General features: G+C 44.8%; 13 protein-coding genes, 1 tRNA gene and 1 pseudogene. 9 read left to right on the top strand and 6 right to left on the bottom strand.

Annotated features, from left to right (window positions below):
* Positions 1 to 321, bottom strand: a pseudogene (locus O9290_RS20210) (IS1634 family transposase); the annotation flags it as partial.
* Positions 322 to 337: 16 nt separating this feature from the next.
* Between O9290_RS20210 and O9290_RS20205 the strand changes: the two are divergent.
* Together O9290_RS20205 and O9290_RS20200 are read left to right on the top strand one after the other, a co-directional pair.
* Positions 338 to 1348: a CmpA/NrtA family ABC transporter substrate-binding protein gene (locus tag O9290_RS20205; protein ID WP_288054732.1), complete on the top strand. Its 1011-nt coding sequence runs from the start codon at positions 338 to 340 to the stop codon at positions 1346 to 1348.
* Positions 1349 to 1357: 9 nt separating this feature from the next.
* The gene (locus O9290_RS20200) at positions 1358 to 2194 is read left to right on the top strand and encodes an ABC transporter ATP-binding protein (protein WP_002758618.1); all 837 of its coding nucleotides are present in this window, start codon (positions 1358 to 1360) and stop codon (positions 2192 to 2194) included.
* Positions 2195 to 2296: 102 nt separating this feature from the next.
* On the opposite strand, the gene murA is transcribed toward O9290_RS20200, so the two are convergent.
* Positions 2297 to 3610: a UDP-N-acetylglucosamine 1-carboxyvinyltransferase gene (gene murA, locus O9290_RS20195; protein ID WP_002758620.1), complete on the bottom strand. Its 1314-nt coding sequence runs from the start codon at positions 3608 to 3610 to the stop codon at positions 2297 to 2299.
* A gap of 191 nt (positions 3611 to 3801) precedes the next feature.
* On the opposite strand from murA, the gene O9290_RS20190 reads away from it, so the two are divergent.
* Positions 3802 to 3885: transfer RNA gene (locus tag O9290_RS20190), tRNA-Leu, on the top strand.
* A 91-nt stretch (positions 3886 to 3976) separates the two neighbouring features.
* A complete protein-coding gene (locus tag O9290_RS20185) occupies positions 3977 to 4771 on the top strand; it encodes a TrmH family RNA methyltransferase (RefSeq protein ID WP_288054730.1) in 795 nt (264 codons plus the stop codon).
* Positions 4772 to 4813: 42 nt separating this feature from the next.
* Here O9290_RS20185 and O9290_RS20180 read toward each other — a convergent pair whose 3' ends face one another.
* The 3 genes from O9290_RS20180 to O9290_RS20170 all read right to left on the bottom strand — a co-directional run bounded on the left by O9290_RS20180 (position 4814) and on the right by O9290_RS20170 (position 6681).
* A complete protein-coding gene (locus tag O9290_RS20180) occupies positions 4814 to 5554 on the bottom strand; it encodes a TIGR02391 family protein (RefSeq protein WP_155120381.1) in 741 nt (246 codons plus the stop codon).
* 373 nt (positions 5555 to 5927) lie between these two features.
* Positions 5928 to 6113, bottom strand: a complete 186-nt coding sequence (locus O9290_RS20175) for a hypothetical protein (protein ID WP_002752778.1) — start codon at positions 6111 to 6113, stop codon at positions 5928 to 5930.
* Positions 6106 to 6681 carry an ATPase gene (locus O9290_RS20170; protein WP_288054728.1) on the bottom strand — a complete coding sequence of 192 codons (576 nt, stop codon included), beginning with the start codon at positions 6679 to 6681 and terminating at the stop codon, positions 6106 to 6108. Before O9290_RS20170 ends, O9290_RS20175 begins: the two co-directional genes overlap by 8 nt.
* 356 nt (positions 6682 to 7037) lie before the next feature.
* Between O9290_RS20170 and purH the strand changes: the two genes are divergently transcribed.
* Positions 7038 to 8573, top strand: a complete 1536-nt coding sequence (gene purH / locus O9290_RS20165) for a bifunctional phosphoribosylaminoimidazolecarboxamide formyltransferase/IMP cyclohydrolase (protein ID WP_288054726.1) — start codon at positions 7038 to 7040, stop codon at positions 8571 to 8573.
* Positions 8574 to 8873: 300 nt separating this feature from the next.
* On the opposite strand, the gene O9290_RS20160 is transcribed toward purH, so the two are convergent.
* Complete coding sequence (locus O9290_RS20160) at positions 8874 to 9161, bottom strand: hypothetical protein (RefSeq protein ID WP_288054724.1); 288 nt, start codon at positions 9159 to 9161, stop codon at positions 8874 to 8876.
* A 58-nt stretch (positions 9162 to 9219) separates the two neighbouring features.
* Between O9290_RS20160 and O9290_RS20155 the strand changes: the two genes are divergently transcribed.
* The 4 genes from O9290_RS20155 to O9290_RS28280 form a co-directional block, all read left to right on the top strand.
* A complete protein-coding gene (locus tag O9290_RS20155) occupies positions 9220 to 9432 on the top strand; it encodes a type II toxin-antitoxin system VapB family antitoxin (RefSeq protein ID WP_041804466.1) in 213 nt (70 codons plus the stop codon).
* Positions 9419 to 9817: a type II toxin-antitoxin system VapC family toxin gene (gene vapC, locus O9290_RS20150; RefSeq protein WP_002785628.1), complete on the top strand. Its 399-nt coding sequence runs from the start codon at positions 9419 to 9421 to the stop codon at positions 9815 to 9817. The genes O9290_RS20155 and vapC overlap by 14 nt, the downstream gene beginning before the upstream one ends.
* 158 nt (positions 9818 to 9975) lie before the next feature.
* Positions 9976 to 10155, top strand: coding sequence for a hypothetical protein (locus O9290_RS20145; protein WP_288087461.1), 180 nt, complete (start codon positions 9976 to 9978; stop codon positions 10153 to 10155).
* 3 nt (positions 10156 to 10158) lie between these two features.
* On the top strand, positions 10159 to 10203 hold a 45-nt coding region (locus O9290_RS28280; protein ID WP_353737100.1), incomplete at its 3' end, for a helix-turn-helix domain-containing protein.

Here is a 10203-nt window from a genome sequence, read left to right as displayed (position 1 = left end):
CAAATTCAACTCTAATTCGGCTTGAACCTGATAGCTTTGAGAGGGCAAATCGTCTTTTGATTTAAGTTTTGACTGCTGAGACTCAGGCGGAATGAGATTGACTTTAATCTCCGTTAACTGATGATATTTTAAGGATTCAGATAATCCCTTGACTATCGCCAACGCCACCGCTCTATTCTCAAATTCTCTTTGGGATAGTTGGCGGATTTTTTCTTATGCCCAATTCTTTTCCTGCTCGATTTTTTTCTCTAATTTTTTCAAGTCTGATTCTTGTCTAGCTTGACTTTCAACTAGCAACCATCTTTGTTCTATCCCCCCATAGGCGCGGGTTGCCCCTCTGTGTGGGGCGATGACTATTCATCGTCACGGCAACGCTATGACCATGAACCGGCCGATGTGGGATTTTGGCCTTCGACCTTGGCAAGAGTATAATGGCGATCTTGAGCAAGCGGGCCGGCAACTGCAAGCCTATTTCCAGAGTATCCCCCCGCAAGAGCGCATCTGGGCGGTGGTCTTGAGTTCCTCCATCTATGAATACTTCCTGCGTTACCTGACGGCATCGATGGGCATTAATCCGATCGAAGAATTTCGTCTTTTGATTATTCCGCCGCCGCAGATGGTCAACAATATGCGTATTGGCACAATGCAAGCTTATATGGTGGCCGAACCCTGGAACACTAGGGCGATTAGGGGTAACGAAGGGGTCGGTTTTACCTTTGCCCAGGGACGGGAAATCTGGCAAGGACACCCCGATCGCATTCTAGCGGTGATGGAGTCTTTTATCGAAGAAAACCCGAAAACCTATCGCTCTTTAGTCAAAGCGATGATTGAAGCTTGTCAGTATTGCGATCGACCTGAAAATCGAGAGGAAGTAGCGACGATCATTTCCGGGCGCTCGTTTACAGGGGCAAAACCACAATTTACCCGCCCCGGCATCGTTGGGGATTACAACTATGGGGGTTTCGATGATCGAAAACGTCTGGTTGAGGATCTAGCGACGACAATTTTTTTCGCCATGCCGAAAGATATTGCCAAAGCCGATCACGATCATTCCACCTTTCTCTGGCAATCCGAAAGTCTTTGGTTAATCACCCAAGCCGCTCGCTGGGGACAGATTGCTGAAATACCCAAAAATGCGGAAGAAGTAGCTAAAAAAGCTTGGAAAACCGATTTATACCGTCAAATCGCCGACGATATGGGTATTGTTTGTCCCAGCGAGGATTATTACGTCGTACCGCCGGGGGACTTTATCGATCAAAAAGCTTTTGATCCTAGCGATCTCGTCGGTTATCTCAACAGTTTTGAAATTCGCGCCAATTCACCTCAATTCTTTTATTTGCAGGGATAATTAATTATTATGGCCCAATTCTCCTCTGTTCCTAACTCGCTCTCAAGTTCCTTTTCCGGGGAGGAATTTTTAGAGATTAAAAATATCGTTAAAGCTTATCCTAAGGCTGATGGCGGTAATTTTGTTGTTCTTGATGGGGTGAATCTGACTATTGGTTCCCAAGAATACATTTCGGTGATCGGTCATTCCGGTTGCGGCAAATCGACGCTTTTAAAAATTATCGCCGGTTTAGAACAAGCCTCCTCGGGACAGGTCACTTTAGAAGGAAAATTAATTCGTAAACCGGGGGCTGACCGCATGATGGTTTTTCAGCATTATTCTCTTTTACCCTGGTTGACAGTGCGAGAAAATATTCGCTTGGCGGTGGATGAAGTTCTTAAAAGTGCTAGTAAAGTTGAAAAAAATAGCCTTGTTAATGAACATTTAGCTATGGTGCATTTAACGGCCGCTGCTGATAAATATCCCGAAGAAATCTCCGGCGGAATGAAGCAGCGGGTGGGCATCGCTCGCGCTTTGGTAACTCGACCGAAAATGCTATTGATGGATGAACCTTTTGGGGCTTTAGATGCTTTAACTAAGCGAAAATTACAACAGGAAGTGCTGAAAATTTGGGAGAGTCACCGGCAAGCGGTGATTATGATTACCCATGATGTAGATGAGGCAATTTTCATGTCCGATCGCATTGTTTTAATGACCAATGGACCCCATGCTAATATCGGTGAGATTTTAACAGTGCCTTTTCCCCATCCCCGGGATCGTCACGCCATGCGAGAAACTCAAGAATATTATGATTTAAGAAATCATGCTCTCGATTTTCTAGAGCGTTATTTTACAGCCGATGAATAGGCGGTGAAAAAGTCAGATAATATCTGTAGGGGCGAAGCATTCGGATGGGAAATCTCCGGTTTCAGCGATAGGTTATTGCCCGAATGCTTCGCCCTTTTTCTATTAAGATTGGGTCAGGGTAGCCAATTCTAAGGCTAAAGGATCAACCCGGCGTAAATTTGCCCCTAATGCTCTTAATTTACCCTCTAAATTATCGTAACCTCGATCGAGGTGATGGAGTCCCTGCACAATAGTAGTCCCCTGGGCTGCCAATCCCGCCACCACCAAAGCTGCCGAAGCGCGTAGATCCGTGGCCATCACCGGCGCCCCGGAGAGGAAAGGCACACCGCGCACTAAAGCCACATTTCCTTTGACCTTGATATCTGCTCCCAGACGCTTTAATTCGGCCACATGACGCAGACGGTTTTCAAAAACCGTCTCATTAACCACGCTACTGCCCTCGGCTAAAGTTAATAGAGCCATAAATTGGGCCTGCATATCCGTGGGAAAACCGGGATAGGGCAGGGTTTCCATATCGGTGGCTTTTAAGTCTCTAGGGATAATCCGGAGACGATTGGGACCATCTTCCACCACTTCCGGACCGATTTCGTGCAGTTTGGCAATTACCGAAGCTAAATGGCTGGGAATCACGGGATAAAGACTAATTTCTGAGTGGGTAATCGCCCCAGCTATCAGTAAAGTCCCGGCTTCAATGCGATCGGGAATGATACTGTAATCGGTACTGTGCAGACGGGAAACTCCCTCGATGACAATTGTATTGGTCCCAGCACCGCGAATTTTTGCCCCCATGGAAACACAAAAATCGGCTAAATCAATCACCTCTGGCTCCTGGGCCGCATTACCGAGAATGGTTTCCCCGAACGCTAAAGTCGCCGCCATCATTAGGGTTTCCGTCGCTCCCACACTGGGATAATCCAGATAAATATTCGCCCCTTTCAGACGACCATTACCCTTAACGCGGGCGTGTACCATGCCGCCATCGATTAATACATCTGCACCCATTGACTGTAGGCCTCTAACGTGCAGATCTACTGGTCTGGCCCCAATGGCGCAGCCGCCGGGGAGGGGAACTTTTGCTTCTCCTAAACGGGCTAAAATCGGTCCGATGGCGAAAAAACTGGCTCGCAACTGGGAGACGAGATCGTAGGGTGCTTGAGCTTGTTGGAGGTCTCTGCCATCAATCTCTAGTCTATCTCCGGTGCGACGGACTTGCACGCCCAAAGCCGAGAGAATTTGACTCATCCGCTCGATATCGGCCAGGGCAGGTACATTACCAATCTGGCACTCGTCGGAGCAGAGTAAAGCTCCCGCCATAATCACTAGAGCGGCATTTTTGGCACCACTGATCTTGACTTCACCCTTGAGAGAGTGACGACCTTGAATTTCTAAATAGGGATGCTCGGTATCGATGGTCATAGGATGATTCATTTATCTTGGTTGGCAGTCTTGGCTAAGGAGAGCTTCGGTAAAATTAGACTGCATTTTATCAGATTTTTGAGGAAATTATTGGTGATTCTACCCCGAAAAGCGATTTTTGTCTTAATTATCTGAACTATCTTGACTTATGGATTCTCCGATAGTATAATAAAAGATTGTGAAAGAAGAATGCGGAACTGGCGGAATTGGTAGACGCGCTAGATTCAGGTTCTAGTGTCTGCAAAGACTTTCGGGTTCAAGTCCCGAGTTCCGCATTATCTCCCTCAAAACGTAGTTATTTAGGGCAGCCCTAGCGGGGTGAAAAATCCGATTGGCTATAATCTCGATCGCTCTCCTGTAACGGCTATGATTAGCAGTGTTCAAAACCCTTTAATCAAGCAAATTCGCAAGCTACACCGCACTAGAGAGCGACAGGAGCAGAATTTGTCCTTAATTGAGGGAACCCACTTATTAGAGACAGCTTTAGCCGTGAATTGTTCCCTAGAGACGGTTTGTTATACTGAAAAGTGGCAGCAAAGACAGGGAGAATTAGCAGAGAAGCTTCAAAATCAAGCCAAACGAGTCGAGATAGTTTCCCCGGAAGTCCTCGCTTCCCTAGCAACCACGGTTAATCCCGATGGTGTGATTGCCACTATTTCCCGTCATCACCTTCATCCAATCCCCCCAAATCCGCTACAATTGGGCTTAGTTTTGGAAAGATTGCAGGATCCGGGTAATCTCGGCACTATTATTCGCACTGCTGTGGCTACGGAAGTACAGGGTATCTGGTTAAGTCTTGATAGCGTCGAAATCGATAACCCCAAAGTGATCCGCAGTTCCGCCGGGGAATGGTTTCGATCGCCCCTGGTGGTAGAATCGGATTTATCGGCTTTGGTGAAAAAATATCAAGCACAGGGGGTAAAAGCGATCGCGACTTTACCCACAGCCACCAAAAACCACTGGGAGATTGATTTTACCCGTCCGACTTTAATCTTGTTAGGCAATGAAGGAGCCGGTTTATCGCCCCAATTAGCGACTTTAGCCGATGAAACGGTGAAAATTCCCCTCTTTGGCGGTGTGGAATCTTTAAATGTTGCGATCGCTACTGCTGTCATCCTCTACGAAGCTAGAAGACAATTATCCTACAGTAGGGTGGATTAGCTTCAGCGTAATCCACCGTTAAACTAGACAAGAATTAGAGATTTATGTATTCTCGTTTTCTGTCTCCCAATCTAAATCATCTAGCATCTTCAATAATAAATCGATGAATACGATAATTGCTCCACCCTCCTCTGGTTTAGGATCGATGAATCGATGAGCGTAACGGTTACGAAAAAGCTTCATTGTACCCGAATATAAATCACGGTATGCCTCTAATTCTTCTGATGGAAGCTTATCTTTTTGTACAGATTTATTACTTCCAAAAATTAGGTTAACAATACCATTACCCGTGGCTTTTTGATTAATATTATCAATATTTCCCAGTTTCCTCATGCGGTCCTCTAAAACCACTGTCGCATTGCGAATCGCAGTATCCCACGCTTTTGGATTATCTCCACCCGCACTCACAGAAAAACGGACTCTCTCCCATAGTTCGGAGTCTAAATGTTCAACTTCAGTTAAGGGAATTAGATGAGGAATAGCCGAGCGATCGGGTTCAGCAAAGTTAGAATCAACCGCTTCATAAGCTTTTCCTGTTAGAGCGCCCTTGTATTGAACGGACTTCGAGTCTTTTTTTTGCCATTTAACATAATCATATTCTTCTAATATATCGAAGGTTGCGAATTCGACATAAGGAGTGCTATCAAAACCATTGTAATCTACCCAAAGATGACTGTTAACAGTCGGACAGTAGTACCAAATACTGTCCTCTTTAAGATGATCAGCCCGTACTTCTTTAACTATCCATCGCAAAAGGTTTTTTTGTTTTTCTGTTAGACTCATATTTACACCTCCAAAAATAATTAACAGTACCATTATACTATGTAGTTTTGATTTTCGTAACGGGAATTTGCTAAAACCGACATCTATATAGGGTCTGCTGAAAAAGTACGGGCGAAGCATTCGGATAGAAAATCTACGGTTTCACCGATAGGTTATTGCCCGAATGCTTCGCCCCTACAGGACACGGGCCGATGAAGACGCAAGGTTTTGAACGAAGATTCTCTCAAAATCTTGCACCTGTGAGAGCAAAACAGAACCCTAAAACCCTTACCTCGTCTATATTTCACATTTATTCAGCAAGCCCTATATAAATCCCTCGGATAGGTGAAACTGTTTCTATGAATAGTGAAATTTGATACAGTCAACCAATTTTTTACACTTCCGTTTTTTTGGCAAGTTTTGGCGGAATTTGCGCGGCTGTTAAGGTGACAATTTGGCCATCTTTGAAAATGCTGATAGACTCTCCTAAGAGGCGGTGTCTCTCAATTGCTTCTGCGATTGCGACTCTAACACCTGTATCGATTCGTTCCGATAATTTATCAGGAATTGGCTCAGTCATGGGCTGCCTCGGTTATTTGTTGCCAGATAGAGGAGTCATAGATAATGACTTGTTGATTGAAGGGACGTTCAGCAACTAAGTGCGGCTCATCCCCAGAATTATTATAGATAACCCAAGTATGGCATAAAGGTAAATACAACTGCATGAGGTTATTACGTCCCCGCTCATAACGACGACGAACCACATCTTCAGGAATATTATGACCGCCACTGGCTACCCTTCTGTGAACTCTCTCTAAAGCTAATTGTGGACTTTGTAGCCAAAAATAAATAAGATTGAGCCTATAGCCAGAACTTTGACAGTCTCTCAAAAAACGGGCAAAATGTCGGGCTGCCAGGGTGCTTTCAAAAGCAAAATCTATTCCTTGGCACTTCAGTGTTATCAGCCTTTCTAACATCAACCGTCCTGCTTGGATAGCAACCGACTCAGGATTAAAAGGTGAGAGTCTGGCGGCAATTTCATCGGCGTTAACGTACTCGATAACGCCTAAAAAGTTGGGTAAAATTTTTTTAGCGACGGTGGTTTTCCCGGAACCATTGGGGCCACCAATTAGATAAACGTCAGACATGAGGGAAAAGCTCGTCCTCCAGATTATTTTGAGATAACCTCGAACTAAGTACCAGTGGTACCAGTTTACCAGAAGTGGCTACTCTCCTAGATGATGGTAATCTGAGAACATTTGGCGATGACGGTTGCCAAGAGGTTTTCACTAATCTCGATCGAATTCGTTACCCTGAAAAATCCTGTATTTTTTAACAAGTCAGACTAAATCTTTCAAGGAGGACTTGAAAAATTGCCTTGGCATAAGTTGCTATTTGAGAGATAAAAATATAGAAGCAGCTGATTATTTACTAACCTACTTTTTTTAATTTTTAACGGGTTAGGACTGAGATATACTGAAATTGTTGCTTATAGATCACTACTATGGGACGTTTAGCGCTGATCAGCGTCACTGACAAAACCGGAATAGTTGACTTTGCCCGTCAGCTAACAGAAGAATTTGATTTTGAAATTATTAGCAGTGGAGGAACCGCCAAAACGCTCCAATCGGAGGGAATTCCCGTGATTAAAGTGGGAGAATATACAGGATCTCCTGAAATCTTGGGCGGAAGGGTGAAAACTCTCCATCCTCGCATCCATGGCGGTATTTTGGCTAGACGGGATTGGCAGTCAGATTTAGCGGAAATGGAGGCTAATCAAATTCGTCCTTTTGATTTGGTGGTGGTTAATCTCTATCCCTTTGAACAGACGATCGCTAATCCTGATGTTACCACCGCTCAGGCGATCGAACAAATCGATATCGGTGGTCCGGCGATGTTACGCGCCTCAGCTAAAAATTTCGCCCATTTGACTGTCATCAGTAACCCGAAGTATTACGAGCAGTATTTAAGCCAATTACGGCAAAATAACGGCGAAATCTCCCTGGAATTCCGTCAAAAAATGGCGGGGGAAACCTTCGCTTTAACCAATGCCTACGATGGTGCGATCGCTGCCTATTTCGCCAGCTTAAACGGGGAAACGACTCGCTTTAATTTGGCGGGAAATGCCCTGCAAACCCTGCGTTACGGCGAAAATCCCCACCAAAGTGCCACTTGGTACGGCAGCGGTACAATGGCTCAAGGTTGGGGAAAAGCGACCTTATTACAGGGAAAAGAACTAAGTTATAACAATTTAGTCGATTTAGAAGCAGCCCGCCGTTTAATCGCCGAATTCGGCAGGGAAGAACCGGCTGCCGCTATTTTGAAACACACTAATCCCTGTGGAGTGGCGATCGGTGGTAGTTTAGTGGAAGCTTATACTAAAGCTTTTCATGCCGATGCTACCTCCGCTTTTGGGGGTATTGTTGCCCTAAATCAAGCCATAGATGAAGCAACCGCTAAAGAATTAACGAAAACCTTCCTAGAATGCGTGGTTGCCCCCGATTGTAGCCCTGAAGCCCGGGATATCCTTGCTAAAAAGTCAAAAGTGCGGATTTTATTGCTGCCGGACTTAACCACGGGAGAAAAACAAACAGTAAAAGTTATCGCTGGCGGTTTTCTAGTACAAGCGGCCGATGACGTGGTGGAAACTCCGGATGAGTGGCGAGTGGTGACAGAAAAACAACCTACCCCCGCACAATTAGCGGAATTACTGTTTGCTTGGAAAGTATCTAAGCACGTTAAATCTAACGCTATTGTGGTGACAAAAAATCAAACTACTTTAGGCGTTGGTGCGGGGCAAATGAATCGCGTTGGTTCGGTGAAAATTGCCCTTGAACAAGCAGGGGAAGCGGCTAAAGGTGGCTATTTAGCTAGTGATGGTTTTTTCCCTTTTGATGATTCTGTTCGCACGGCGGCCCAGTTTGGTATCGAGGCAATTGTTCAACCCGGAGGTTCTTTAAAAGATCAGGATTCGATTAATGCCGCTAATGAGTTAGGTTTAATTATGGTCTTAACAGGCATTCGTCATTTCTTGCATTAATACAAAGTTAGGGTGTGTTATTGCTTAAATTAACGCACCCCAACCAGTTATTAATTATCGGTTAATTTCCCCTATTCAATGGTCTTAAATTCGCCAAAAGCGCGAGGATGGTCAGCTTTTTGGGAACTAAGAAAATAGCACTATGTCTGGCTATTTATTCAGGTCATTTCCTCAAATACTTTGGACAAAAATTGACCAGACTTGGCGATCAATGTTTCCTCTCCAACTATTAAGAGTGTCAAAATAATAGTGAAGTTTTGTGACAAAGTGCAGTCAGATCTAAGAGTCTTTGCTAGAATCCTAGAAAGCTTCTGTGATCAGTCTCCTTAAAGTAGATTGTTTGCAGTAAACTAATCTGGCTAACACGCTTTTGGGCGTAATATAGGGAAAGTGCGATCGCCGAGCTTGTAGGGTGCGTTCCCTAATCTGGATCCTACTGCTCCACCGATCGATTTTTGGGAACGCACCATGCCCATAGATTGAAGTTGTGAGTTTAAGTGTGATGCCGAAGGCACTACGCCATTGCCGTATGTAGCTTAAAGCTTGAGAGCCAACTAACAAAAATATGCCCAGAGGTGGGTTAGTCATCTATCGGATTAAAATGTAAAGAGAATAATCAGCTATACTTCAATCTAATATCCATCCTATGCAAATTACCCTCAACCTTGATGAATCGCTTCTCAAGGAAGCCTTTCAACTGACTAACCTCACCACCCAAGAGGAACTAATGAATCTTGCTCTACAAGAATTCGTAAGATCCCGTCGTAAGAAAAACCTTCTCGACCTTGCCGGACAAATTCAATTTGCTCCAGATTTTGATTATAAAGCCCTACGTGAAACTCGTCATGTTGCTGATTGACACATCTGTGTGGATCAGCGTCTTCCGCGATCGCAGTGGTCAAGTTCGCCAGCAACTGGAAACGTTAATTGCAAATCGTGAGATTTTACTCACCCGCTTTACCCAGCTTGAACTGCTTCAAGGGAGCTTAAACGAGCAAGAGTGGACAATCCTCTCTACTTACCTCGAAGTGCAGGATTATGTTGAACTCAGGCCTTCTTCCTGGCAAGCGGCTGCACGTATTTACTATGATCTGCGTCGTCAAGGATTGACTGTTCGCAGCCCAATTGATTGCTGTATTGCTCAAGCGGCACTGGAAAATGATCTGCTTCTGATTCACAACGACCGTGATTTTGAAACCATTGCTCAAGTGCGATCTCTTCAAAATCTCCGTTTTCAGCCCTAGGGTGCGTCCCCTAATCTGGCTCCTACTGCTCCACCGATCGATTTTTGGGAACGCACCATGCCCATTGATTGAAACTGTGAGTTTAGTTGCGATGCCGAAGGCACTGGTTGGTCTATCGGCGCGTTACGAGGGCAAGCCTAATCGTAATCAAATTCAGAATGGTACAGTCACACGAAGGTGGCATTGGAACAGTGGAAGAATGCAAACTAAAACCTGGGCTTGGAGCGCAAATTGGTGAAACTATCTTCATCGAAAATTTGGGTCTGAAACCCCGTCGTTCTACGACGGCTTTACTGTTAAATATGAGCATCGTTTACGAAATATATGCTAAAATGTGAGGTATGGAAAAAGCCTATTCGTTTCGATTTTACCCCACACCCGAACAA

Source organism: Microcystis sp. LE19-41.2A (genome assembly GCF_027530405.1).
GTDB lineage: Bacteria > Cyanobacteriota > Cyanobacteriia > Cyanobacteriales > Microcystaceae > Microcystis > Microcystis aeruginosa.
The sequence above is the reverse complement of the archived record's forward strand: the minus strand, read 5'-3'. Positions and strand labels throughout refer to the sequence as shown.

Bases quoted from the DNA above. Each gene is read 5' to 3' on its own strand.
- O9290_RS20145 (WP_288087461.1), top strand. From the start codon at position 9,976: ATGGTACAGTCACACGAAGGTGGCATTGGAACAGTGGAAGAATGCAAA.
- O9290_RS20155 (WP_041804466.1), top strand. From the start codon at position 9,220: ATGCAAATTACCCTCAACCTTGATGAATCGCTTCTCAAGGAAGCCTTT.
- O9290_RS20180 (WP_155120381.1), bottom strand. From the start codon at position 5,554: ATGAGTCTAACAGAAAAACAAAAAAACCTTTTGCGATGGATAGTTAAA.
- O9290_RS20200 (WP_002758618.1), top strand. From the start codon at position 1,358: ATGGCCCAATTCTCCTCTGTTCCTAACTCGCTCTCAAGTTCCTTTTCC.
- murA (WP_002758620.1), bottom strand. From the start codon at position 3,610: ATGACCATCGATACCGAGCATCCCTATTTAGAAATTCAAGGTCGTCAC.
- purH (WP_288054726.1), top strand. From the start codon at position 7,038: ATGGGACGTTTAGCGCTGATCAGCGTCACTGACAAAACCGGAATAGTT.
- O9290_RS20185 (WP_288054730.1), top strand. From the start codon at position 3,977: ATGATTAGCAGTGTTCAAAACCCTTTAATCAAGCAAATTCGCAAGCTA.
- vapC (WP_002785628.1), top strand. From the start codon at position 9,419: ATGTTGCTGATTGACACATCTGTGTGGATCAGCGTCTTCCGCGATCGC.
- O9290_RS20160 (WP_288054724.1), bottom strand. From the start codon at position 9,161: ATGACTAACCCACCTCTGGGCATATTTTTGTTAGTTGGCTCTCAAGCT.
- O9290_RS20170 (WP_288054728.1), bottom strand. From the start codon at position 6,681: ATGTCTGACGTTTATCTAATTGGTGGCCCCAATGGTTCCGGGAAAACC.
- O9290_RS20175 (WP_002752778.1), bottom strand. From the start codon at position 6,113: ATGACTGAGCCAATTCCTGATAAATTATCGGAACGAATCGATACAGGT.